We start from the raw sequence: 26260 nt of genomic DNA, 5'->3' as shown, positions 1-26260 counted from the left end.
TATCGGATTGGGCCGTCCAACTGGGCGGCTCAATCTTTCTGTATGTATTCATATAGCTGGAGGTAGAGAGATTGAAAGTAAGATTGACGGGAGTAGCGGTGCTGCTCATACTCGCCATGCTGGCCATGGCAGCCAGCATGGCGCTTGGAATTGTGAAGATACCGCTCCGCACTGTATGGGATGCCCTGTGGTCATTTGACGGATCGCAAGAGCATCTCATTGTCCGCTCTGTGAGGCTTCCAAGGGCAATGATAGCTGCGGCGGTAGGGGCTGCACTCGCGGTTGCAGGCTGTCTGATGCAGGGGCTTACCCGCAACGGGCTGGCAGGACCGGAGCTGTTCGGGGTGAACTACGGTGCGGCTTTGGCTGCTGTTATCGCTTCTTACGTATGGGGAACGACCTCGCTCGAACTGTTCTCCTGGTCGGCTATGCTCGGAGCAGGGGTTGCGGGCGGACTTGTGCTTCTGCTGGGCTCACTGGGAAGAAGCGCATGGACACCGGTCAGGCTTGTACTGGCCGGAGCTACGCTGAATCTGCTGCTGGCCTCGTTGACGCAGGGCGTCTTGATTCTGAACGAGCAATCGCTGGATACGATGCGGTTCTGGCTGGCCGGATCGTTGACCGGCCGTGATCTTGCGTTATTCATAGTTGTGCTCCCGTATATGGCAGCCGGTCTGCTCGGCGCATTTGCGCTTGGCGGACATATGAATATTATCCGGCTGGGTGAGGAAATGGCCCGGGGCCTCGGACAGCGCGTAATGTGGATGAAGGCGTTATGCATTTTGGTCATTGTACTGCTCGCCGGGAGCGCTGCGGCTATTGCCGGACCTATTGGTTTCGTCGGACTGGCTGTTCCCCATCTGGCAAGAGCCCTTGTTGGTCTTGATTACCGTTGGGCGCTGCCTTGCTCGGCGCTGCTGGGCGCGTTATTGTTGCTCGCGGCAGATATCGGGGCGCGCTTTGTACTGCCCGGACAGGAAATACCGGCAGGCGTGGTTACAGCCTTTTTCGGAGCTCCCTTCCTGTTGTATCTGGTTCAGCGAAAGGGGGGGACGACATAGCTGCTTTGTTTCTGGACAGACGTTGGATTAAATTAATGATCGTCTTGCTTCTATTAAATGTACTTATCTTCCTGTGCAGTGTAGCGCTGGGAAACCGGGACATCCCGTTCCTTGACGCGTGGGCGACCGCGCTCGGATGGGGCAACGATACTTATGCGTTTACAATCCGGCAGCTTCGGCTGCCAAGAATATGGACTGGATTTCTGGCAGGCTGCGGTCTTGCGCTGTCAGGCGCAGTCCTTCAGGTCGTCACACGCAACCCGCTTGCCTCGCCGGGTGTCATTGGCATTAATTCGGGAGCAGCGGCAGCGGTAGTAAGTGTGCTTGTGCTTGTGCCTTCTTTTCCGATCCGGCAGCTCCCTGTCGTTGCATTCGTCGGAGCACTCGCCGCAGTAGCTGTTATCTATGGGCTAGCCTGGCGCAAAGGCGGGACGATGGAACGCATGCTGCTGGCTGGTGTGGCAATATCCGCCATGGCTGGCGCATGGATTACTTATTTGCTGACTGTAGGCCAGGTCTTTCGAATCTCGCAAGCTTACATCTGGATGGCCGGGAGCCTGTACGCGCGGACCTGGGATCATGTATGGTCGCTTCTGCCCTGGATGGCCGTATTATTCCCTGTGGTGCTGTTATATGCGCGGCGGCTTGATCTGCTCCAGCTTAATGACGTTTCCGCATCAGGCCTCGGGATAAAGCTGGATTCCACACGCATGGTTCTGATTCTGATCAGTGCCGGTCTTGCAGGCGCAGCCGTGTCCATGGCCGGGACGATCGCCTTCGTGGGATTAATGGCTCCCCATATGGCAACCCGCCTGGCAGGAAGCCGCAACCTGAAGCGGCTCCCTGCTGCCGCTTTGCTCGGCGGAGCGCTCGTCATGCTGTCAGATCTGGCGGGCCGGATGCTCTTCCCGCCGTTCGAATTGCCAGTCGGCCTGATTACCGCCTTGATCGGTGCACCTTACATGCTCCACTTGCTGCTTCGGCGCCCAACTGCGTTATAATAGAAGAGACACGATAAAGGTGGCCCAGAGGCAGGTGGTGTATGTTCATGATGTCGCGCAAAATACAGTCGGATGCAATCTATCTATTTTCTTCGGTACGAAAAAGAACATGCGGGAGCGGTCCCCGGACCTACAAGATTGCCGTGCATGTATTGTGTTTTGTGACAGAAGGGGAAGGCGTGATCCGGCTTGATGGCGTATTATGCAAAATTCGCCCGTTTGAACTTTATTTGCTGGTTCCGGGCATGGTTGTGGAACTGCCGCATCAGTCTGAGGGCTTTGAATATTACGGCCTTTTTTTTCAGCCGCTGACTCTGCTGAAGGAAAGTGGAATGGTAACCGCCAGTCCGTATGTATCTTTGTCGGGAGGCTTTCTTCCCGGCCGGATTCAGATTGCGCAGCCCCAGCAAATTCTTCAGTCAATTTTGCATATGCAGGACAGCAGCCGGAACAGAGCGGACAAGGACCCGCTGCTGCTTCGGCTGCTGTTGGAACAGTTGATCCACCGCTTGATCAAAAGCAAGCCTGCGGGGGATACCCGCAGTGATGACCGGATTGACCGGAGCATTGCTTTTATGGAACGCAACTATCCGGATAAAATCAGCATTGCCCAACTTGCTGTCGCTGCCGGCATGACCACGGCCGCCTATTCCGGCCAATTCCGCAAAATGACGGGGCAGACCCCGGTAGAGCTGTTAAATGATATCCGGATGAACAAAGCAAAGGAGCTGCTCAGCCAGGAGCATAGCCGTGTCAAAGAGGTCGCTTCACTTGTCGGCTTCAGCAGCGAATTTTATTTCAGCCGGATGTTCCAGCGTATGATAGGAGTACCGCCCAAACTATATACACGAAGAGAAAAGCTGAAGGTTGCTGTTGTATCCTCGCTCGGCTTTGAGCAATATTTGCATGATATTGGGGTGAAGCCGGTATATGCGGCTGATTTTTTTCATTATCCTGGTGTTGAGCAGCCTATGTATGAGGATCACTCCCGTCAGCAGTGGGAGGAACTTGCCCGGTCTGCCCCCGATCTCATTATTGCGGACGAATATCATTCGGGTTTCAGAGAGCGGCTAAAAGAGATCGCACCCACAGTCGTGATTGATTTGCCGGCATGGGATTGGAGAAAAAATTTTATGCGGATTGCCAGCCTTCTTGGCAGGGAAAAGGTTGCGGATGAGGCGCTGGCAAGGCTGGTATTCCGGGAGGCATCCGTCAAGCAACTGCTCCGTGAGCGGCTTCACGGACGCCGCATAACCTTGATGCAGGTCAATCACCGTACGGTTGGTATTCAGGGGACTTCCGGTCATCCGCTGAATGAACTGATATACGGAGAATTGGGATTGCCTCCGGGACTTCCGGTGGTGACAGACAGTTGGCGAAGCGAGCTGCTGCCTGAATCACTGCCAGTGCTCAACACGGAGCTGCTGTTTGTCCACAAGCATCACTTGCTGGCAGGAAGTGAATCGATGTTCCTGAGGCTGATGCAAACGAGTGCCTGGTCCGGGATTCCGGCAGTCAGGGACGGTGCCGTCCATGAGGTTGAGAACTGGTTTGCGATGAGCTGGACGCCCTCCGGCAGGCAGTATATTATGGACAGGCTGCTTGAACTGTGCGTGTAAATGCTATGCAATTACGAATTTCTAACATAGGCAAATTTTTAAGAAAAAGCTATTTCTTTTGGAAGCATCTTCATCCATCAGAAACAGCTTTTTCAGGTTTTGATTATGTGTTTGCCCGCATGCCCGGAAAGATGTTAAGATTGTTGTCGGGTGTCGTTTTCGCATGACTAACTTTAGTGCCTTGGCCCGCAATAGAGCCAGGCATGTTAATGCTAATTACTTCATTTATTAGGAGCGAACAATTCATGAATTTCAAAGACTACATTCGTGTTATCCCGGACTTCCCTCAGCCGGGCATCCGGTTTAAAGATATTACAACCCTGTTAAAGAACGGCCCGGCATACCAGGCGGCGATTGAAGCAATGAGACAACAGGTCGCCGATCTGGAAATTGACGTGATTGCCGGCCCTGAGGCGCGCGGTTTCGTCATAGGCGCTCCATTGGCGCTTGCGCTGGGTGTAGGCTTTGTGCCGATCCGCAAGAGTGGCAAGCTGCCGGGCGAGACGGTAGAAGCCGGCTATGATCTGGAGTATGGCAAGGATAAGCTGGCGCTGCATAAGGATTCCATTACCCCAGGGCAAAAGGTGCTGATTGCCGATGACCTCCTGGCGACAGGCGGCACAATTGCCACTACGATTAACCTGATCAACAAGCTGGGCGGCGAGGTTGTCGGTGCGGCATTTTTGATTGAGCTTTCTTATCTGGACGGACGCAAGAAGCTGGGAGATATTCCTTTAACTTCCCTCGTGACTTACTAATTTTGAATAGCCAATGTAGAGCTTGCTTGTTTAGCCGGCAACCGCGCTATCCATTCTTGCAAGCTTTGAGGCAGCCCATGTCTTCCGGGAGGACATAGGCTGTCTTTTTTTAACATATCAGTTTTTATAAGTTTCACTTTATAAATGGCTTATATGTCCTAATCAGTTTTGGTTATAAAAGCGGCAGAAAGCAGCTCCAGATAGAGTATAAAGCGCCTTCATTGGCAGGCAAACTAGAAAGCCAAACATTCCTTGCCTGTATTTCTCCTTCCACAGTTGACGTTTGCCTATAATTACGGGCATAATATTAGGAAACTCGACAAATAAGAAATCTTTTATTTCGGCAGCCGTTTACGCTTGCAAGGGATTCTATTTTGGAAAGGGAAGTTTCATGGGCATTGAGCAGTTACTCGAAAAGGCATCGGCCTATCTAAAAGAGCAGGAATTACAGCGCATCCGGGAAGCCTATGATTTTGCTGAACAGGCGCATCACGGGCAGGTCAGAAAATCAGGAGAACCCTATATTTTGCATCCCGTTGCAGTGGCCGACATTTTGGTGAACATGCAAATGGATGTTATTTCGGTTATCGCTGCACTGCTGCATGATGTGGTGGAGGATACGACCGTTGCGCTGGAAGAGGTCAGAACCCGCTTTGGCGAAACGTGCGCCATGCTCGTTGACGGCTTGACTAAGCTGGAGAAGATCCAGTTCCGCTCCAAAGAAGAGCAGCAAAATGAAAATTACCGTAAAATGTTTGTGGCGATGGCCCAGGATATCCGGGTAATTCTGATCAAGCTGGCCGACCGTCTTCATAATATGCGTACGTTGAAGTTCCAATCGGAGGAGGCGCAGCGCCGGGTTGCTTACGAGACGCTGGAGATCTTCTGTCCGATTGCGCACCGGCTCGGTATTTCTGCCATTAAATGGGAGATGGAGGACATTGCGCTCCGTTACCTGAACCCGCAGCAGTATTACCGGATTGCCAACCTGATGAAGAAGAAGCGCGCCGAGCGCGAGAAGCATATTGATGATGTTATCGGCCGGATTGCCGAGAAATTGGAGGAAATGTCCATTGAGGGAGACATCTCCGGACGGCCGAAGCATATCTACAGCATTTATAAGAAAATGACCGGAAAGAACAAGCAGTTCAATGAAATCTATGATTTGCTTGCCATTCGCATCATTGTGGACAATATCAAGGACTGCTACGCAACACTGGGCATCATTCATACGTTGTGGCGTCCAATGCCGGGGCGGTTCAAGGATTATATTGCCATGCCGAAGACGAATATGTACCAGTCGCTGCATACGACGGTCATTGGCCCGAACGGGGAGCCGACAGAGGTTCAGATTCGTACCTGGGAGATGCACCGTACCAGCGAATACGGGATCGCGGCGCATTGGGCTTATAAGGAGGGCACTCATGTTTCCGAAGGCAATCTCGGTGACAAGGTGTCCTGGTTCCGTGAGATTCTGGAACTGCAAAATGATACGCGCGATGCTGCGGAGTTTGTAGAATCGCTCAAGATGGATTTCTTCTCTGATCTCGTATTTGTATTTACGCCTAAAGGCGAAGTGTTCGAGTTGCCGGCCGGTTCCGTGCCGCTTGATTTTGCCTACCGGGTGCATACCGAGGTCGGGAATCGGACAATCGGGGCCAAGGTAAACGGCCGTATTGTGCCGCTTGACCATAAGCTCAAAACCGGAGATATCGTAGAAATATTGACTTCCAAGCATTCTTACGGCCCGAGCCAGGATTGGGTCAAGATTGCGCAATCCTCCCATGCCCGGACGAAAATCCGTCAATGGTTCAAGAAGGAACGGCGTGAAGAGAATGTTATCAAGGGCCGCGAGCTGCTGGAGCGCGAGCTGAAGCGGTTGGGGCTGGAGCCGTCAGCCTGGCTGACAGACGACAAGCTGATGGAAGTGGCTGCAAAGTTTGCTTTCAATGATATTGAAGATATGCTTTCGGCTATCGGATTTAGCGGCATTACGGCTGCGCAGATTGTAACCCGGCTGACGGAGAAGCTGCGCAAGGAGACTGAGGAATCCGGCCTAATCGAGCTGACAAGTGAGATGAAGGAGATGAAGGCTCCTTCACAGGTGAAGAAGAGCCGTCCGACTCACGGCGTCAGGGTCAACGGCGTGGACAATCTGCTCGTACGCTTTGCGCGCTGCTGCAACCCGGTCCCGGGTGACCAGATCATCGGCTATATTACAAGAGGACGAGGCGTATCGGTGCACCGTCTGGACTGTCCAAACATTCCGCTTGGTGCAGAGGGCGAGGAGGCAGCCAGAGTTATTGAGGTGCATTGGGAGGATACTGTTGAAGCGAATTACAGCGTCGATATTGAGATAACCGGACATGACCGCCGCGGGATTTTGAACGAGGTGCTGCAGGCAGTCTCTGAGAGCAAGACCAATATTGCTGCGGTATCGGGCCGTTCGGACAAGAACAAGATTTCCGTGATTCATATGACAATACTGATTCGGAATATTGAGCATTTGCAGGCTGTGGTTGAGAAAATTAAACGGGTCAAGGACGTTTACTCCGTACAGCGTATTATGCAGTAGGGAGGAACGGCATGAGAATTGTAGTACAGCGCAGCAAGGCTGCTTCGGTGACTGTGGACGGGGAAATTGTTGGCCGGATTGATAAGGGGCTGGTGCTGCTGGTTGGCATTACCCATGAGGATACGGACGCTGATGCCCGCTGGTTGGCGGACAAAATTGCGGGACTGCGGATTTTTGAAGACGGGCAAGGTAAAATGAATCTGAGCATCGCAGATATTGGCGGCCAGATTTTGTCGGTCTCCCAATTTACGCTGTACGGCGATTGCCGCAAAGGCCGAAGACCCAATTTCATGAATGCGGCCAGGCCGGAGCTGGCAGAGCCGCTATATGAAACCTTCAACGGCATGCTGAGGGAAGCCGGACTTCCTGTGGCTACAGGCCGTTTTGGGGCGATGATGGATGTGTCCCTGACAAACTGGGGACCGGTTACGTTAATTTTGGACAGCAAAATGCAATAATCCGTATGAAGCAGGCCGGGACCGGTGCACACTAGAGGGAGAGTAATCTCTTGAAAGGAGTGAACCGGTCCTTATGCGTCAATCTGACAAGGAGCTGGGAGTTCTGCGGGGGGCTGGAAGGCTTTTGCATCTGGAGCGCAGAGAGGCGATTGCCTGCTACAGGCTCGATGGAGAAGCCCGGAAGGATGCTGATGATTCGCGCGGTGTTCCTGCAAGCGGCGCTTGTTTTCTGCCTGAGCCGATCTGTATGAGAACAATTTTTTATTGTATAAGTTGAACGAATGAATTGTCCGGTAAGGCCGCTGTGTACAGGGTCTGTCGGGCACTTCGGTTCCTGGTATGAACGATTTATCAGAGGGAATCGGCGAAACCGTTTTTAATTTTGTAATCGAACTGTAATGTCGTTAACATCTTAGCTTAACAGACGGGGTCTATAATGATATTCGACCCCCTTTTTTAAAATATAAATTCATTTGAACCTGCGGCTGTCATGCCGGCAGGTTTTTTTCTGCCCGCTGGTGCATTGATTCTTGACTTTGCGGGTTGTTACAGGTAAAATCAATTATCAGTATATTTGTATGGATTCAATGATGGGACAAAGTAACCCGCAGCACGTACACAGAGAGGGATGCCTTAGGCTGCAAGCATCCTTATGGTGAATGGGCGAACAGACCTCCCGGAGAACATACGGTGAACCTATTGTCCTGGACAATCAGTAGCCGATATGCGAATAGCGGGCGTTAACCGCTTGAGCGGAACTGGAGCACTGCTTCAGAACCGGAATGTGGGTGGTACCACGGGAGATTATGACTCTCGTCCCTGGCTTGTTTAGGCCAGAGACGCGGGTCTTTTTTGATTTTATCAGGATGGAGGGGACAATCATGGCGTTTCAAAAACCGCCAGGCACACAGGATATTTTGCCGGGTGTCACAGAAAAATGGCAGTTTGTCGAGGAAAAAGCGCGGGATATTTGCCGCCGCTTCAATTTCCGGGAAATTCGCATTCCGATGTTTGAAGCCACCGAGCTGTTTCAGCGTGGTGTCGGTGAGACGACGGATATCGTAGAGAAGGAAATGTACACCTTTACCGACCGCGGCAACCGCAGCTTGACATTGCGCCCGGAAGGAACTGCTGGCGTCATGCGCGCTTATGTGGAGAACAAGCTGTACGGGGAGCCGGATGTATCCAAGCTTTATTACATGGGTCCAATGTTCCGCTATGAGCGGCAGCAGGCCGGACGTTACCGGCAGTTCCACCAGTTCGGGATCGAGGCGCTGGGCTCGGATTCTCCGGCTCTGGATGCAGAGGTCGTTGCACTGGCCTACACGTTCTACAATGAAGTAGGACTGAAAGGGGTGCGCGTAGAAATCAACTCGGTAGGGACACCGGCTATCCGTGCTGTATTCCGCGACAAGCTACTGGCATTCCTGATGCCAAAACGCGAGCTGCTGTGCAAGGACTGTCAGTCCCGTATGGAGCGTAATCCGCTCCGCGTGCTGGATTGCAAGACGGATCAGCACCACTTTGAAGGGGCGCCGTCTATTCTGGATAGCCTGGATGACGAATGCCGTGCGCATTTTGAACAGGTACAAAGCAGCCTGCAGGCGATGAATATCCCGTTCACAATCAACCCCAAGCTTGTTCGGGGTCTGGATTACTATACGCATACAGCTTTCGAATTCAAGGCAGAGGGCATCGGCTCAATCGATACAATCGGCGGAGGCGGACGCTTCAACGGACTGATTGAGGAGATTGGCGGACCAAGCCAGCCGGGAGTAGGACTTGCAATTGGTCTGGAGCGCACGGTTATGCTGCTGGCAGGGCAGGAAGCCGAGCTTGAGAAGCGCAGCCGTGTTGATATTTATCTGGTTGCCCTGGGCGAGCAGGCGGATCAGAAAATTATCGGGCTGCTCTATGAGCTTAGACTGCGCGGGATCTCCGGCGAGCGCGACTATCTGGGACGCAAGATGAAAGCCCAGATGAAATCTGCTGACCGTCTGCAGGCCAGATTTACGGCAATTTTGGGCGACGACGAGCTGGAGAGAGGCGAAATCGCCCTGAAGAACATGGCAACCGGGGAGCAGCGCATGATTGCTTTAGCGCAGCTTGCCGATGAATTAATTCAATCACTTGAAGGGGATGTATAGACAATGTTAAAGACGCATCATTGTGGAAGCCTGACGAAGGCGGATGTAGGACAAACAGTAACACTGAACGGCTGGGTACAACGCCGCCGCGACCTGGGGGGCGTACTATTCATCGATCTGCGCGACCGCAGCGGTATCGTGCAAATCGTATTTAACCCGGATTTCTCCGGCGAAGCGCTGGAAATTGCCGATCGTGCCCGTAATGAGTTTGTACTGGCTGTAAAAGGTGAAGTGGTCGGGCGCGACCCGGAAACGTTCAACGCAAATCTGGCTACCGGCGAAATCGAAGTCCGCGTAACCGAAATTGAAGTACTGAACACAGCGAAGACACCTCCATTCCCGATCGAAGACGGCGTTGAAGTGGATGAGTCGCTGCGCCTGAAATATCGTTATCTGGACCTGCGCCGTCCGGAAATGCAAAACACGCTGCTGCTCCGCTCCAAGTCGGCTAAGATTTTCCGCGATTTTCTTGATGGCAAGGAGTTCGTAGAGGTGGAGACACCAATCCTGATCAAGAGCTCACCGGAAGGAGCGCGCGACTATCTGGTGCCAAGCCGTGTGCATCCGGAAGAGTTCTTCGCGCTTCCGCAATCGCCGCAAATTTATAAGCAGCTTCTGATGGTCAGTGGACTGGAAAAGTATTACCAAATTGCCCGCTGTTTCCGTGACGAGGATCTGCGTGCGGACCGCCAGCCGGAATTTACCCAGGTGGATATTGAGACTTCCTTCATGACCCAGGATCAATTGCTGGCACTGATGGAGCAGTTGATGGTGAAGCTGTTTAAGGAAACCGTCAACGTGGACCTGCCGGTACCGTTCCAGCGCATCAGCTACGCGGATGCCATGAACAAATACGGCTCCGACAAGCCGGACCTGCGCTTTGGTCTGGAGATTGAGGAAATTACCGATATCGTATCCTCCAGTGATGTAAAAGTATTCGCAAGCGTTGCAGCAGGCGGCGGTGTAGTTAAGGCGATCAACGCCAAAGGCTGTGCAAGCTGGAGCCGCAAGGAGCTTGACGACCTGCAGCCGTTTGCTGCCCGTTATGGCGGTAAAGGTTTGGCTTGGGTAACGGTGAAGGAAGGCGAATGGCGCGGACCGATCGTTAAATTCTTTAAACCGGAAGAAATCCAGGCGCTGACTGAGCGTCTTGGCGTTGAAGAAGGCGACCTGTTGCTGTTCTCCGCGGACAAGAAAAAAGTCGTTGCCGATGTACTGGGCAACCTGCGTTTGAAAATCGGACGCGACCTTGGCCTGATCAATGAGTCTGAATACAAATTTGCCTGGGTTGTCGACTTCCCGCTGCTTGGCTGGGATGAGGAAGCGAAGCGCTATGTAGCCGAGCACCATCCGTTCACCCGTCCGAAGGATGAGGATCTGCACCTGTTTGAATCTGATCCGGGAGAAATCCGCGCTCAAGCCTATGACCTCGTATTGAACGGTTATGAAGTAGGCGGCGGCTCCATGCGGATTTTCAAGCGGGATGTACAGGAGAAAATGTTCCAGGCGCTTGGATTCACTATGGAAGAAGCGCATGACAAGTTCGGTTACCTGCTGGATGCGTTCGAATATGGTACGCCTCCTCATGGCGGTATTGCGTTTGGTTTCGACCGTCTGGTGATGCTGCTTGCAGGCAGAACGAACCTGCGTGAGACGATTGCATTTCCGAAGACGGCAAGTGCAACTGAACTGCTGTCCGGTGCTCCGTCCCCGGTTGATCTGTCCCAGCTTGAGCAGCTTCACATTCGCACAGTGCCAAAACCAGGCACGAAGCCTGCGGCCGCACCAGCGGAGCAGTAAGCCAGCAGCAAGGCGGCACATTAGAGCTTTAACTTAAATGCAGAGCGGCTGCTTCAGGCCAAGCTTCCGGGCTTGGCCTGAAGTGCTGCATGGGATGAGAAAGGAGACGATGAAAAGGATGCTTCATCAATTTTCCCGCACGGAGCTTGCAATTGGCCCCGAGGGTCTTAATGTCATGAAAGGCAGCACGGTAGCTGTACTCGGGATTGGCGGTGTCGGTGCTATTGCAGCTGAGGCGCTGGCCCGTACCGGTGTCGGGCGGATCATTCTGATTGACAAGGATGTTGTCGATATTACGAATGTGAACCGTCAGATCCACGCCTTGACGACGACAGTAGGACAGCCGAAGGCCGAACTGATGCAGGAGCGGATCAAGCTGATTAATCCCGAGTGCGAAGCCATTGCACTCAAGATGTTTTATACCGAGGAAACGTATGAGAAGCTGTTTGAATACAAGCTGGATTTCGTTGTGGATGCCTCAGACACCATTGAGTACAAGATCCATCTGATCCAGCAGTGCCTGGAGAGGAAAATTCCGGTTATCTCCAGCATGGGCGCTGCCAACAAAATGGACCCGAGCCGCTTCCAGGTGGCGGATATTTCCAAGACCTCGGTGGACCCGATTGCCAGAGTTGTCAGACAGCGTCTGCGCAAGGCCGGTATCAAAAAAGGGGTCAAGGTTGTCTTCTCCACGGAAGAGCCAATGAAGCCGCGCGAGGATGTAACCCAGCGTATTGTGCCTGAGAATGCACCTGAAATCCGCAAGGCCAAGCAGCCGCCATCGAGCAATGCATTTGTACCGCCGGTAGCCGGACTGATTATGGTGAGTGTGGTTGTTAAGGATTTGTTGGAAATTAATGGTGTGAAAATATAGGATTTAAGGCATCATGAAGGTTGTCATAAATCGTTAGAATCCCTTGCAATTTTTGGACGGTGCTCCTTAGGAAGGAGCAGCCGTCCTTTTTAAATGATAAGCATTGATAAGTTGCGTGAATTCCAATTGATGGGGCATAGCCATTTCAGACGCTTGCCCTTTTCACCAGTTTGCGCAATAATACATGAATGTGCCGGGAGACCGGTTGTCTGATTTCATGCCGGGGTTTTGAAATCCCAAATCGGTAAGCAGAATGAAACAAATGCTGGGAGTGTTTGATGTATGGGAGTTCCAAAGGAAGAGCGCTTTTCAAAAGGCGGGTTTATATTGTCGGCAATTGCAAGTGCCGTGGGTTTAGGTAATATATGGAAATTCCCTTATATAACAGGTGAAAATGGCGGAGCTGCATTTTTCCTGCTGTTTATTATTTGTTTGCTGATCGTTGGTTTGCCGCTGCTGCTGGCCGAGCTGGCAATAGGCAGAAGCGGCCGTGCCAGCGCCGCCTCGTCTTTCGTCAAACTTGGCGGCGGACGCGGCTGGCGTGCCGCTGGACTGCTGCAGGTGCTTACGCCGTTTCTGATTTTATGCTTTTATGTGGTTGTAGTAGGCTGGACACTGCACTATGCAGTGCTTGCGTTTAGCGGAAGCCTGCGGGCCGGGTCTGACTTTGGCGGCATCTTCAAGCATTTTATCGGCGGCTATATGCCAATAATCTGGCAGGCTGTATCAATGGTGCTGATTGGATGGATTGTAGTGAAGGGTGTATCCGGGGGGATCGAGCGGTTTAATAAAATATTAATACCGAGCATGGCTGTCCTGCTTGTGCTGCTGATGATCCGTGCGGTGACGCTCCCTGGCGCAGGAGCGGGAGTATCATTCTTCCTGAATCCTGACTTCTCGCAGCTTACGCCGGAATCTGCGCTTGTAGCATTGGGGCATGCCTTCTTCTCCCTGTCGCTTGGTATGGGCATTCTGCTCACTTACGGTGCGTATGTGGACAAGAGACAGTCGCTTGGTCCGGCGGCGTTGGCAATTGGGGCAGGCGATCTGATCTATGCGCTTATTGCGGGTCTGATCATATTCCCGACCACTTTCTCATTTGGCATTGCGCCGAATGAGGGCCCAAGCCTTGTGTTTATTGCCCTGCCTGCCGCGTTCTCCGCGATGCCGCTGGGCACGTTGTTTGGCGGTTTGTTCTTCGTGTTGCTGGCTATTGCGGCGCTTACGTCGGCCGTTTCTATTTTGGAGGTGCCTGTTGCGTTTGCGAAGGAAAAGTGGGGCTGGAGCCGTACAAAGTCGGTATGGATTATTGCGGGAATCAGCTTTGTGTGCGGAATTCCGCTTGCGCTGTCGCTCGGCATGCGTCCTGAGCTGGGTTTCCTGGGCAAATCTTTGTTTGATTGGATCGACTTTTTGACATCCAACATTTTGCTTCCAGTCAGTGGTCTGATTGTGACCATCTTTACCGGATTTTACTGGAAAAAGGCTGGCGAAGCAGCAGGACTCAGCAGCGCCTGGTTCCGGGCATGGCTGTTCATGCTGCGTTATATTGTGCCTGTGCTGATGCTGCTTGTGCTGCTGTACACTTCAGGTTTGTTGAAATTTTAATGTTTAAATATCATCGAATTAGCAAAACCGCAGCTGGTATTCGTACCAAAGCCTGCGGTTTTTTTGTAGTATGCATTCTTATACAGGATTTGCACGTTGTTCTTCCTTTTTATTTGCGTTTTCTTCCCGTTAGCAGCAGCTTTGACGTATGATATAATCATGGTATGAATTGAAAAGGCTTGATCAGGCAAGTCAACATACGGGCATCGATGAATTTGAATATACTAATGAAAGAGGCTTCCTATGGATTTATTCTCTTTTCAACAATCCGAACAGCCGCAGGCGCGGCTGCTGGCGGACCGGATGCGTCCGGAGACGCTGGACGAATATATCGGGCAGGAGCATATTGTTGGTACAGGCAAGCTGTTGAGACGGGCGATAGAGGGCGACCAGGTGTCGTCTATTTTGTTCTACGGTCCGCCCGGCTGCGGCAAAACGACGCTCGCCCATATTATCTCCAAGAAGACAGAAGGCGTATTTGTCCGGCTTAATGCTGTCGACGCTTCAGTCAAGGATGTGCGCGAGACGATTGAGCAGGCCAAATCGAATAAAGCGCTGTACGGGCGCAAGACGATTCTGTTTCTGGATGAGGTACACCGCTTCAATACGGCGCGCCAGGATGCGCTTCTCCCTGCTGTCGAGCAGGGTATTATTATCTTTATCGGCGCGACGACGGAGAACCCGTTCCATCATGTCAATGGAGCGCTTTTGTCCCGGTCAACCCTGTTTCAGCTTGAGCCGCTGACCAAAGAGCATTCCAAAACGGCTATGAGGCGTGCGCTAGCGGATGCGGGGAAAGGGCTTGGCTTTATGCAAATCCGCATGGAGGAGGATGCGCTTGAGCATCTCGCATCCATGGCCGGAGGAGATATCCGGCGCGCGCTCAATGCACTGGAGCTTGCCGCGGTCACCACCCCGTCACAGCCGGACGGCTCGGTGCATATTACGATTGAGGTCGCGGAGGAGTCGATCCGCAAGCCGACCGTCCGGGCTGACGAGTCCACACAATATGATGTGCTGTCGGCATTCCACAAGAGCGTACGCGGCTCCAGTGATGCGGCGCTGTTCTGGTTTTTGTACGCGGTGGAGAAGCTCGGCATGGACCCGATGACCTTTTTGCGCCGCCTTATTGTCGCCTGCAGCGAGGATATCGGGCTTGCGAACCCGCAGGCGATGGTACAGGCTGTTACAGCCATGGATGCCTATCACAAGATCGGCTGGCCGGAGGCGAAATACAATATTACGCAAGCGATACTGTTCGCCGTAGAAAGCCCGAAATCCAATGCCGCCGCTATTGCCATCAGCAAGGTAATGGATACGATCGCTTACTCCGGGACGCTGGAAGTGCCGCTGCATCTGCGGGATACGCATTACCGCGGTGCTGACAAGCTGGGACATCAAGGCTATAAATATCCGCATGATTATCCGGGCCATTACGTCGTTCAACAGTATTTGCCTGATCCGGTAAAGTCCCGTGTATTTTATGAAGCTACCCAGCAGGGGATGGAGGATAAAATCCGCCAGAACCAGCAGCGCCGCAAAGGTAACGGAGAAGGCAGATAAGGCGGGAGATTGGCCTGGCGGGAACAAAATTTCCCCAATCCGGCTGATCTGCCGCCGTCAGGGACGATATTCGTTCAAAGCGGCCTTAAAATACACATATTGGCGAGCCTTACTTGAATAAACATCATTTATGAGCAGTTTCGTACATTTGACGCCGCAGTCCATTTTCGAATAAGCTGTTATTATAAACTTTCTTTATATTTTAATTTCAGAAGGAGGTGCACCTGTTGTCGTCTGGCCCGCACGGCGGGAGACGGGAACAGGGAATCGTTGACTGACCCCTTACCCATAATACCGTTATTATTGAATGCGCTGCTGATTTTGTTTCTGGTCTTTTTGAACGGCTTTTTTGTAGCCGCCGAGTTTGCGATGGTCAAGGTGCGCGGGAGCAGAATTGACTCCCTGGTGTCCGAAGGCCATAAGAGAGCTAAATTTGCCTCTCATCTTACATCAAATCTGGATGCATACCTGTCGGCCTGTCAGCTGGGGATTACGCTTGCCTCGCTTGGGCTGGGTTATGTAGGCGAACCGGCAATTGCAAAAATTATTGAGCCTTACTTGAAAAACTGGTTTGGTCTTGGCGATGTCATCATTCATACGATTTCATTTTTGATCGCATTTGGAATTATTACATTCCTCCACATTGTACTTGGCGAGCTTGCACCCAAGACACTGGCGATCCGCAAGTCGGAGAGAGTTACGCTTCTTACGGCGGCACCGCTGATCCTATTTCACAAAATCATGTATCCATTCATATGGTTCCTTAACGGGACAGCCAACTGGCTTCTTCAACGATTTGGTGTTGAACCCGCTTCCGAGCACGATTCCGCGCATACGGAAGAAGAAATTCGAATTTTAATGAAAGAAAGCCACAAAAGCGGCCTGATCGATAATACAGAGCTTACACTAGTGGACAATATTTTTGAATTCGCAGAGACGAATGCCAGGGAGATTATGATCCCGCGTACCGAAATGATTTGCTTGTACGCCAATATGTCTTTTGCGGAAAACAAGGAAATTGCCTTGCGGGAGATGCACACCCGCTTTCCGGTATGCGAGACGGATAAAGATAATATTATCGGCTTTGTCCATATCAAGGATATGCTCAAGGTTGATGAACAGAGCATTACGAGCATTATGCAGATAACAAGACCCATAACAACTGTGCCCGAATCGATGCAGATTAGTACTCTGCTCAAGCTGATGCAGAAAAAGAAGACGCAAATTGCCATTCTGATAGATGAATACGGCGGTACCTCCGGCCTTGTTACACTTGAGGATATTATGGAGGAAATCGTCGGTGAAATTCAGGACGAATTTGACGAGGAGCGCCCGGATATCGAGAAGAAGGATGATCAATCGCACTCGATTAACGGTCTGATGCTCATCGAAGAGGTTAACAGCTATTTTAATATCGATATTGGCAGTGATGATTATGATACGATCGGCGGCTGGGTTTACTCTCAGATTGAGATTCCGCCGAAAAAGGAGCAGTCCGTCACTTATCTGGATACGCATGACTTTATCATCGAAGAGACAGACAATCTTCGGATTTCCCGGATTCTCGTCCGCAAGCGGGACAACAGTACCGTGGAAGAAGACGGCGGCGATATTCAGGCAGAGACAGGCTGACATCAAAACAAATATTCGTGAGCAGCAGGCCGTAAACGGGCGCACTCATTCATAACGGACCGTTCTTCATTCGGACAGCAGCATGACCGGTGAAGGGCGGTTCTTCCTGTTCGGCGAAAGCACGCAATGACAGGAAAAGAGGCCGTGGCCCGTCTACAGGTTTTGAACAGGGTACACCGGAATTGGAAGTTTATCTGCCCGGAGATCCGTCAGTTGAAGATTATCAATGTGAGGTCTGGATTCCGATCTTGAAATAATAAACCGTTACAAAAAAACATCCCCCTTATGTCGCACATGGCTTGCGAAAAAGAGGGATGTTTTTTTGGCCTGCGGCGTGAAGAAGTTGCCGCTTAAATCAGGATTGAACTGTCGCCTCTGCAGGCGCAATTTTATGAACCTTGTCAATCGTTGCCCCGCCCAGGCATACATCGCCGTCATAAAAGACAACAGCCTGTCCTGGAGTAATGGCTTTTTGGTGCTGTGCAAATGCTACATCCACAGTACTTCCGTCTTCTCTGAGCGTAATGGTAACATCCTGATCCGGCTGGCGGTAGCGGAATTTGGCAGTACATTGAAGCGGCCCTTGCAGAAGCTTCGGAGAAATCCAGTTCAGGCCGGTAGCGGTGAGTCCTTCGGAATACAGGCTCGGATGCGCCTCGCCTTGAACGACATACAGCTGGTTGGCAGCCAGGTTTTTGTCTGCCACAAACCACGGCTCACCTGTACCGGACCCGCCAATGCCAAGCCCTTGACGCTGACCTAATGTGTAATACATAAGTCCGTCATGGCGGCCCTTCACCTCGCCAGTGCGGATGTCGATCATCTCTCCAGGCTGGGCTGGAAGGTATTGGCTGAGAAAGGACTTGAAGTTCCGCTCGCCAATGAAGCATATTCCTGTGCTGTCCTTCTTGCGTGCAGTAGCAAGTCCGGCTTCTGCCGCAATGCAGCGCACCTCGGATTTGGGCAAATGACCGATCGGGAACATCGCCTTGGCGAGCTGATCCTGACGGAGTGCATGAAGGAAGTACGTCTGATCCTTGTTGCTGTCAACACCGCGCAGCAGACGGGACTCGCCGTCCACGTGCTCGACGCGTGCATAATGTCCGGTTGCCAGGTAATCAGCGCCAAGATCAAGCGCTTTTTTGAGGAAGTCGCCGAATTTGATTTCACGGTTGCACATAACATCCGGGTTCGGAGTGCGTCCGCGCTTGTATTCCTCAAGGAAATAGGTGAACACTTTATCGTGATACTGCTCTTCAAAGTTCACTGTGTAATATGGAATCCCGATCTGATCGCAGACCCGGGCTACGTCCTGGGAATCTTCTTCTGCTGTACAATGCCCGAATTCGTCTGTGTCATCCCAGTTTTTCATGAAGATGCCGATGACATCGTATCCTTGCTCCTTCAACAGCAGCGCGGTAACCGAGGAATCGACCCCGCCGGACATCCCGACTACAACACGGGTGTCTGCCTTTGATTTTGCCATTTGTTAACACCGCCTCTATAATAAATAAAGCTCCCGGATTGATCCCCGGGACCTCAAAGGTTGTTTGAACTTGCTTGAAGCTCTATGATATTGTACCATAGCTTGAACAACTTTTTCATGAAAGTCATGCTTTTCTACCCATAGCGCAATCAGATATGTTAACATAGATGTATTATGGGAATACAGTGATTTATAGGCTTCATGAATTTGATGGGCTGACTTCAGCAGTTCATACCGGAGAAGCGCAGCCGTCAGACTTAAGGTTAAGCTTGCACACACTACACATCCAATTATAGTAGCGCATAGAAGGCGCATTTACAAATGGAAGAGAGGGATTACCTTGAAGATATCAACTAAAGGACGTTATGGATTGACGATTATGATGGAGCTGGCCGGCAAGTTTGGCGAGGGCCCAATCTCTTTGAAAAGCATTGCCGAGCGCAACCAGCTCTCGGAGCACTACCTGGAGCAGCTTATTGCACCGCTTCGCAACGCCGGACTTGTGAAGAGTATCCGCGGAGCATACGGCGGTTACATTCTCTCGAAGGCACCAGAGCAGATTACATCCGGTGATATTATCCGCATTCTGGAGGGGCCGATTTCTCCTGTGGACTTCACTGAGGAAGATGATCCTGCCAAGCGGGATCTGTGGATTCGTATCCGTGACAGCATTGCAAGCGTACTGGATTCTACCACACTGGCCGATCTGATTTCCTTTGCAGGGCATGATGAGATCGACAATTACATGTTCTATATTTAATAGACCCTTCATTTGCACAGGATGATGCCGGGGATGACGGTTCCTGTTGCGTGAGCACAACTTCGAACGCTTTAGGCTATACCCATAGTTAAATGCAAATAAAACAGACCTCATGGCATAAGGTCTGTTTTATTAGGTTCTTCGGCTCATTCTTTGTCCCTGCCAGTTGCGAAATGAATTGAAGGCTGCTGTTTGTCAATGTTATGATGAGTAATGGACAACAACGGAATGAAAAAAGGCGGCAAGCCGATGAAGCTATATATCCGAAAATCAAATTGAGCGAAACGGCGCTGTCTGCCTGGCAGCAGCCGTTTGCGCGTTAAGGAGCAGCTATGCCAAATATATATTTTGATCATGCATCTACAACGCCCCTTCATCCCGATGTGCTGGCTGTCATGGTTGACATCTATCAGGGGCCTCCCGGCAACCCGTCAAGCACCCACTCGTTTGGCCGGACCGCCAAGCGCCATTTGACACAGGCCAGAGACCGGATCGCTCGCATTGTAGGGTGTCATCCTTCCGAGCTTATGTTCACCTCCGGCGGAACGGAAAGCGATAATACCGCTCTGCGGGGAACGCTGGATGCGCTGCGCCATGCCGGAAAGCGTCATATCATTACTTCCTCTGCCGAGCATCATGCGGTGCTCCATATGGCTAACCGGCTGGAGGAGGAGGGCTATGAGGTAACGCTGCTTGAACCGGATGAAGATGGCATTATTTCTCCCGGGAAGGTCCGGGGTGCTCTGCGTGAGGATACGGCGATAATCAGCCTTATGTATGTTAATAATGAAGTCGGTACGATTCAGCCGATCGAAGAAATTGGTGCGGCAGCAAAAGAGGCAGGCGTTCTGTTTCATGTGGATGGCGTGCAGGCGCTGGGGTCTATCCATTTGAATCTGAGTGAGCTGCCTGTCGATCTGATGAGCTTCACCGCCCATAAAATTAACGGGCCGCAAGGAATCGGGGCGTTGTACATTGGCAAATCAGTACCGTTTCAGCCGCAAATTCTTGGCGGCTCCCAGGAGAGCAAACGCAGGGCAGGTACGGAAAATGCAGCAGCAGCAGCAGGCTTTGCCAAGGCGGTTGAGCTTGCGAACGAGCATTTTGAGCAAAAGGGCCGCCATATGTCATTGCTCCGGGAGACATTCATTCAAGGGCTTGAAGCGGAGCTTGGTTCATCTGCTATTGCCATTAATGGACACAAGGAGCGAACGCTGCCTCATATTATCAATATCAGCTTGCTCGGTGCGGATACGGAGACATTGCTGATGAACCTGGATATGGAGGGCATTGCGGCTTCCAGCGGCTCCGCATGCACTTCCGGGTCGCTGGAACGCTCTCATGTGCTGAAGGCGATGAGCCTGCCTCCTGAGCGGTTGAACAGTGCTGTGCGTTTTAGCTTTGGTTTGGGGAATACTTTGGAGGAAATCGAATACGCTGTGAAAAAAATTGCAACTATTTTAAATCGTATTCGTATTAAAGTATAGGAGGCCTCCAACAAGTGATCAAAGTACAGCATTTGATCGGGCTGCCCGTCATTGATTATACAACCGGCAAGCAAGCCGGCATTGTGAAGGATATCTGGTTTGATGAGCATTGGGTATTAAAAGGCATGATCGTGGACACCGGCCGCTGGATGGCCCGCGGCATTACCGGTCTTCTCTGGGAGACGGTTGTAGCTTGCGGGGAGGATGCGGTGCTGATTTCGGACAGGCAGGCTATGCGCAAGCTTGTGGCGAATGAAGTGACACGTTGCTTTCAGACCGGAATGATCCGGCTGAAGGATCTTCCAGTGATTACACAGGAAGGTTTTCAGCTAGGCCGGATCTCGGATGTTTATTTTGACCAGAATATGGGTACACCAATAGTAGGGTATGAATTAACGGATGGTTTTATCTCGGATCTTAAAGAAGGGCGCAAATGGCTGAGGATTTCGGATTATCCCGATGAAGTCACGCTTGGGGAGGACGCGATTCTCGTACCGGTTCGCGCTGAAGAAGACCTGGAGCATATGGCCACTTCGGAATCGGTAAATTAGGGAGAAATGAATATGAGATGCCCCAACTGCAATTCCAAGGATATCGGAAAAATTGGCTCCCATCAATTTTATTGCTGGGGATGCTTTATCGAGCTGACTGTAAACGGAGAAAAAATGTCAGTGTATCAGGTAGAGGAGGATGGGACGTTAAGCTCGCTTGACGATCTGTTCTTCGAGGATGAAATGCCTGAAATGCACGCATAATGATATCTTAATGAAGACGGCCCTTTAGCCGTCTTTTTTGTATACAATATATTTTATCGGTTTTACTTGCGGACTGAAGCAGGTTTTGACATAGACGGGCATTGAATAAGACAAGGATGTTTTGTCCACCTCCTACATATACTGTAGAAAAGAGCGGCCGCAAGCTGCGGACGCCCGAAAGCGGGAAGAGGGGTGGATTAAAGTGGACAAATTCATGAAGCACAAGATGTTCGCCGTTCTTGTCTATGTTATCCTTGGCCTTCTTGTCCTTTATTTGCTCATGCAGGTCAAACCGATTTTTACCCATGTCTATATATTTTTGAAGGCGGTACTGGCACCATTCCTGATTGCGATGATTATTTCTTATGTCCTTAATCCGGTCGTCTGCCTTCTTGCCGACCGCAGGGTGCCGCGCTCGATTGCAGTTTTGCTCATATATGCCGTATTTTGCGGGGCGTTTGCTGTTGTGCTGATGAATGTGATTCCAATGCTGCTGGAGCAAATGGAGATGCTGAACAAGCATGCGCCAGAGTTTTCTATGAGAGCACAGAGCCTTATTGACAATATGAACAATAATTCCTTTCTGCCGGATGGTGTCCGCAGCGGACTGACACGCTCGGTGGCGGAAATGGAAAGGCGGCTGTCAGAGGTCGTCACTTCGTTCGTCAACAACATTGGTGAAATGCTGAATGTCGTGTTCGTTGCTTTCATTATCCCGTTCCTGGCATTCTACATACTCAAGGATTTTGATGTCTTGGAACGAACGGTCATCACCTATGTGCCCAGAGCACACCGGAAAAACACCGTCAAGCTGTTCAAGGATATTGATGCTGCACTCGGCAGCTATATCCGCGGACAGTTTCTCGTCTGTTTTATCGTCGGTCTGCTCGCCTATATCGGCTATTGGCTGATCGGTCTGCCTTATGCCCTGCTGCTGGCTGCGATGGTAGCGATCTTTAATATTATTCCGTATCTGGGGCCGTTCTTCGGGGCAGCGCCAGCATTGATTGTGGCCTCGACCATTTCTGTGAAAATGATGCTGCTGGTTGTTATCGTCAACACGATCTGCCAGATTCTAGAAGGCAATGTCATTTCGCCGCAGGTGGTTGGAAGAACATTGCATATGCACCCGCTGTCCATTATTTTTGTCCTTCTGGTAGGGGGGCAGATAGCGGGAATTATCGGGATGATTCTGGCCGTTCCAATCTATGCCGCGCTGAAGGTTGTCCTGCAGCATATCTTTGCTTATTACGTCCGGAAAAAGACGATTTGACACGATTCCTGCCGGACGATATACTATAATCGTCAAAACGATGACGGAACAGAGTAGGCGATAGCCCATCTTACAGAGAGAGCGGCCCGCAGGACCATGCTACGGATTTATTCGCAGCTGGCGGCGGCTGGAAGGCTGCTTCGGATGAAGAATCGCTGAATGCCGGTTTCGGAGTGTGAATGAACTTCACCGGGGTGAGCCCGTTAACGCTCGTTTGAGGCGATTGCGCTTATGTGATGCGCAATAACCAGGGTGGTACCGCGAAATCAAGATTTCGTCCCTGCATAATGTAGGGGCTTTTTTGTTTTTCTGGAAATATAAGACTTTATAAGTTTTCACTCTATAAATGCCTTATATTTCTGTGTGAAACGAGGGTTTTGTCTGACAAAGGGCGGCAAAGCCGTTTGCGCCAGACTATTAATTAAATGTGGAGGCATGATACCAATGAAAGCCAGTGAAATACGTTCCAAATGGCTTGCTTTTTTCGAAAGCAAAGGCCATAAAGTCGAGCCGAGCGCTCCGCTTGTACCCCATAATGACCCGTCCCTGCTGTGGATTAATGCGGGTATGGCTCCGCTGAAGGCCTATTTTGACGGCCGCGTAAAGCCGGACAATCCGAGAATTACAAACTCGCAAAAATGTATCCGGACCAACGATATTGAGAATGTCGGCAAGACGCGCCGCCATCAAACCTTTTTTGAAATGCTTGGCAATTTTTCGATTGGCGATTATTTCAAGGAAGAAGCGATTACATGGGCTTGGGAATTTTTGACCGATCCGAAATGGATCGGATTTGATCCGGAGAGATTGTCGGTTACCGTCTATCCGGAGGACCAGGAAGCTTTCGATTTCTGGAACAAGAAGATTGGCCTGCCGGAAGAGCGCATTATCAAGCTGGAAGACAACTTCTGGGATATCGGCGAGGGCCCTTGCGGACCTTGTACCGAGATTTTCTATGACCGTGGGGACAAATACGGTGACCTGTCTGATCCGGATTGTACACCGGGTGGCGAGAATGAGCGTTTCCTGGAAGTTTGGAACCTTGTATTTTCGCAATTCAATCATAACAAGGACGGCAGCTACACCCCGCTTCCAAATAAAAATATTGATACAGGTGCAGGGCTGGAGCGCTTTGCTTCCATTCTTCAAGACGTGGATTCCAACTTTGACACCGACCTGTTCCGCCCGATTATCGACCGCACTTGTGAGATTGCAGGCATTGAGTACGGCAAGCGGGAGGACCATGATATCGCATTAAAGGTGATTGCCGACCACATCCGCACGGTTACATTCTCTGTAGGGGATGGAGTACAGCCAAGCAACGAAGGCCGCGGCTACGTCATCCGCCGTCTGCTGCGCCGCGCAGTGCGCTACGGCAAAAATATCGGCATCAACCGCCCGTTTTTGTTTGAACTGACTGCAACCGTAGGAGACATTATGGGCGTCTACTACCCTGAGGTTGTGGAGAAAAGAGAGTTCATCGAGCGGATTATCCGCATCGAGGAGGAGCGGTTCCATGATACGCTGACCGATGGTCTGGCAATTCTGGAGAAGCTTGTCCAATCGGCCAAGCAGGCAGACAGCAGCGTAATCAGCGGACCGGATGCATTCAAGCTTTATGACACCTATGGTTTCCCGTTCGATCTGACTGAAGATTTTGCATTGGAGAATGGGCTGAGTGTCGACCGGGAAGGCTTTGATCAGGCGATGGAAGCGCAGCGCGAGCTGGCACGTTCCGCGCGCCAGGATGCCGGCAGCATGAAAATACAGGGGGGAGCGCTCTCCGAGCTGACGGTCAAAAGCGAATTCGTCGGGTACAATAAACTGGCTGTTGATGCAAAAATCAGCGCCATTATTTTGGACAATGAGCTGGTCGATATTGCGCCTGAAGGCAGCCGCTGCCTCGTCGTATTGGACAACACGCCATTCTATGCTGAAAGCGGCGGACAAGTCAGCGACCATGGCACAATTTCGGGAGCATCCGTCCAATTGCAGGTGGAGGACGTATCCAAGGCGCCGCAAGGACAGCATGTACATCACGTAGTCGTGACATCCGGCACGCTGCGCACAGGCGAAGAGGTGAAGGCCGAAGTATCCAGAACATTGCGCGAAAATATTGTTAAAAACCATACGGCGACACACTTGCTGCACAAGGCGCTGAAGCAAGTGCTCGGCGCTCATGTCAATCAGGCGGGCTCGCTGGTTGAGGCAGAGCGTATGCGTTTTGACTTCTCCCATTTCGGCAGCATTACGGAAAACGAGCTGGCTGAGATTGAGAAGCGTGTCAATGAGCAAATCTGGCTCGGATCTCCTGTCGTAATCGAGAGCAAGCCGATTGAAGAAGCGAAAGCTATGGGGGCGATGGCGCTCTTCGGTGAGAAGTACGGGGATGTCGTGCGTGTTGTGCAGGTTAGCGACTACAGCATTGAGCTGTGCGGCGGCTGTCATGTGCAGAATACGTCCGAAATTGGCCTGTTCAAGCTTCTTGGGGAGTCAGGCATCGGCTCCGGTGTCAGAAGGATTGAGGCTGTTACAGGCAAGCATGCGTACACGTATATGGAAGGACAGTTTGACTTGCTCAAGCAGGCTGCGGAACTGCTCAAGTCCAATACAACCGATGTGCCAAAACGGATTGAAGGCTTATATGCACAGGTGAAAGATCTGTCCAAAGAGAAGGAATCGCTCCAGGCGAAGCTCGGACGAATCGAAGCCGGATCGCTGGAGACGCAGGCGAAGACCGTGAACGGCGTAACGCTGCTGGCAGCATCCGTCAATGCCGGCGGCATGGAAGCACTCCGCGGTATTGCCGACGAGCTGAAGGGCAAGCTGCCGTCAGCGGTAATCGTACTTGGGGCGGTTCAGGAGGAGAAAGTAAATCTGGTCGTATCGGTATCCGAGGATCTGGTGAAGAAGGGTTTGCATGCCGGCAAACTGATCAAAGAAATTGCTGCAGCATGCGGCGGCGGGGGCGGAGGACGTCCGGATATGGCCCAAGCCGGAGGCAAGGACCCGTCGAAGCTGGCAGATGCGCTTAAGCTTGCGGAAGAACTGGTTTCCTCACAGTCAAATGTGATATGATAGAGGCAGCATAAACTGCTTTGGCCTTGAAAGGTAGGTGCTGGCGATGAGTTCCATGGATAAAACGATGAAGTTTAATGTGAAAGCGGAAGAGCTGACATCATCTTCACAGGATATTTTGTTGTCTGTGTACGATGCATTGGTAGAAAAGGAATATAATCCGATTAACCAAATTGTTGGCTATTTATTGTCCGGTGATCCGGCTTATATTCCGCGTCACAACAATGCCCGTAGTCTAATCCGCAGGAAAGAGCGCGATGAATTGATTGAAGAGCTCGTCCGGAGTTATCTTAGTCAGCACAGATAACGGATAGTTAATTGAATG

General features: G+C 51.4%; 21 protein-coding genes. 20 read left to right on the top strand and 1 reads right to left on the bottom strand.

What is annotated here, in order from left to right; genetic code table 11:
• Positions 1 to 71: 71 nt before the first annotated feature.
• The 13 genes from H583_RS0118770 (at position 72) to H583_RS0118705 (ending at position 17096) form a co-directional block, all read left to right on the top strand.
• Positions 72 to 1061, top strand: a complete 990-nt coding sequence (locus H583_RS0118770; protein ID WP_028561818.1) for a FecCD family ABC transporter permease — start codon at positions 72 to 74, stop codon at positions 1059 to 1061.
• Between the two features lie 5 nt (positions 1062 to 1066).
• Positions 1067 to 2062, top strand: coding sequence for a FecCD family ABC transporter permease (locus H583_RS33450; protein ID WP_051236625.1), 996 nt, complete (start codon positions 1067 to 1069; stop codon positions 2060 to 2062).
• Positions 2063 to 2109: 47 nt separating this feature from the next.
• Positions 2110 to 3681 (top strand): helix-turn-helix domain-containing protein, encoded by a 1572-nt coding sequence (locus H583_RS0118760; protein WP_028561817.1) that lies wholly within the window; start codon positions 2110 to 2112, stop codon positions 3679 to 3681.
• Between the two features lie 245 nt (positions 3682 to 3926).
• Complete coding sequence (locus H583_RS0118755; RefSeq protein ID WP_028561816.1) at positions 3927 to 4439, top strand: adenine phosphoribosyltransferase; 513 nt, start codon at positions 3927 to 3929, stop codon at positions 4437 to 4439.
• Positions 4440 to 4830: 391 nt separating this feature from the next.
• Positions 4831 to 7014 carry a RelA/SpoT family protein gene (locus H583_RS0118750; RefSeq protein WP_028561815.1) on the top strand — a complete coding sequence of 728 codons (2184 nt, stop codon included), beginning with the start codon at positions 4831 to 4833 and terminating at the stop codon, positions 7012 to 7014.
• Between the two features lie 11 nt (positions 7015 to 7025).
• Positions 7026 to 7472 (top strand): D-aminoacyl-tRNA deacylase, encoded by a 447-nt coding sequence (dtd, locus tag H583_RS0118745; RefSeq protein WP_028561814.1) that lies wholly within the window; start codon positions 7026 to 7028, stop codon positions 7470 to 7472.
• Positions 7473 to 7522: 50 nt separating this feature from the next.
• Positions 7523 to 7723: a hypothetical protein gene (locus H583_RS0118740; RefSeq protein ID WP_154665917.1), complete on the top strand. Its 201-nt coding sequence runs from the start codon at positions 7523 to 7525 to the stop codon at positions 7721 to 7723.
• Positions 7724 to 8353: 630 nt separating this feature from the next.
• Entirely contained in the window at positions 8354 to 9619 is a 1266-nt protein-coding gene (gene hisS, locus H583_RS0118735) for a histidine--tRNA ligase (RefSeq protein WP_028561812.1), read from the top strand.
• Positions 9620 to 9622: 3 nt separating this feature from the next.
• A complete protein-coding gene (aspS, locus tag H583_RS0118730) occupies positions 9623 to 11419 on the top strand; it encodes an aspartate--tRNA ligase (RefSeq protein ID WP_028561811.1) in 1797 nt (598 codons plus the stop codon).
• Between the two features lie 118 nt (positions 11420 to 11537).
• A complete protein-coding gene (locus H583_RS0118725; protein WP_028561810.1) occupies positions 11538 to 12293 on the top strand; it encodes a tRNA threonylcarbamoyladenosine dehydratase in 756 nt (251 codons plus the stop codon).
• A gap of 282 nt (positions 12294 to 12575) precedes the next feature.
• Entirely contained in the window at positions 12576 to 13901 is a 1326-nt protein-coding gene (locus H583_RS0118720; RefSeq protein ID WP_028561809.1) for a sodium-dependent transporter, read from the top strand.
• A 243-nt stretch (positions 13902 to 14144) separates the two neighbouring features.
• Complete coding sequence (locus tag H583_RS0118710; protein ID WP_028561808.1) at positions 14145 to 15464, top strand: replication-associated recombination protein A; 1320 nt, start codon at positions 14145 to 14147, stop codon at positions 15462 to 15464.
• 270 nt (positions 15465 to 15734) lie between these two features.
• Positions 15735 to 17096: a hemolysin family protein gene (locus H583_RS0118705; protein ID WP_028561807.1), complete on the top strand. Its 1362-nt coding sequence runs from the start codon at positions 15735 to 15737 to the stop codon at positions 17094 to 17096.
• A 355-nt stretch (positions 17097 to 17451) separates the two neighbouring features.
• Here the strand turns inward: H583_RS0118705 and mnmA are convergent, their stop codons facing one another.
• Complete coding sequence (gene mnmA / locus H583_RS0118695; protein WP_028561806.1) at positions 17452 to 18582, bottom strand: tRNA 2-thiouridine(34) synthase MnmA; 1131 nt, start codon at positions 18580 to 18582, stop codon at positions 17452 to 17454.
• Between the two features lie 340 nt (positions 18583 to 18922).
• On the opposite strand from mnmA, the gene cymR reads away from it, so the two are divergent.
• From cymR to H583_RS0118655, 7 genes are all read left to right on the top strand, one after another.
• Positions 18923 to 19342, top strand: a complete 420-nt coding sequence (gene cymR, locus H583_RS0118685; protein WP_028561804.1) for a cysteine metabolism transcriptional regulator CymR — start codon at positions 18923 to 18925, stop codon at positions 19340 to 19342.
• A 332-nt stretch (positions 19343 to 19674) separates the two neighbouring features.
• Positions 19675 to 20829: a cysteine desulfurase family protein gene (locus H583_RS0118680; RefSeq protein WP_028561803.1), complete on the top strand. Its 1155-nt coding sequence runs from the start codon at positions 19675 to 19677 to the stop codon at positions 20827 to 20829.
• 14 nt (positions 20830 to 20843) lie between these two features.
• Positions 20844 to 21380, top strand: a complete 537-nt coding sequence (locus tag H583_RS0118675) for a PRC-barrel domain-containing protein (protein ID WP_051236622.1) — start codon at positions 20844 to 20846, stop codon at positions 21378 to 21380.
• A 12-nt stretch (positions 21381 to 21392) separates the two neighbouring features.
• Entirely contained in the window at positions 21393 to 21584 is a 192-nt protein-coding gene (locus H583_RS0118670; RefSeq protein WP_028561801.1) for a hypothetical protein, read from the top strand.
• Between the two features lie 202 nt (positions 21585 to 21786).
• On the top strand, positions 21787 to 22857 hold the full coding sequence (locus tag H583_RS0118665; protein ID WP_028561800.1) for an AI-2E family transporter: 1071 nt from the start codon (positions 21787 to 21789) through the stop codon (positions 22855 to 22857).
• Between the two features lie 444 nt (positions 22858 to 23301).
• The gene (alaS, locus tag H583_RS0118660; protein WP_028561799.1) at positions 23302 to 25935 is read left to right on the top strand and encodes an alanine--tRNA ligase; all 2634 of its coding nucleotides are present in this window, start codon (positions 23302 to 23304) and stop codon (positions 25933 to 25935) included.
• 46 nt (positions 25936 to 25981) lie between these two features.
• Positions 25982 to 26242, top strand: coding sequence for an IreB family regulatory phosphoprotein (locus H583_RS0118655; protein ID WP_028561798.1), 261 nt, complete (start codon positions 25982 to 25984; stop codon positions 26240 to 26242).
• Positions 26243 to 26260: the final 18 nt, after the last annotated feature.

Origin of the sequence: Paenibacillus pinihumi DSM 23905 = JCM 16419 (assembly GCF_000422505.1) — a bacterium.
Taxonomy (GTDB): Bacteria; Bacillota; Bacilli; order Paenibacillales; family Paenibacillaceae; genus Paenibacillus_D; species Paenibacillus_D pinihumi.
The sequence above is the reverse complement of the archived record's forward strand: the minus strand, read 5'-3'. Positions and strand labels throughout refer to the sequence as shown.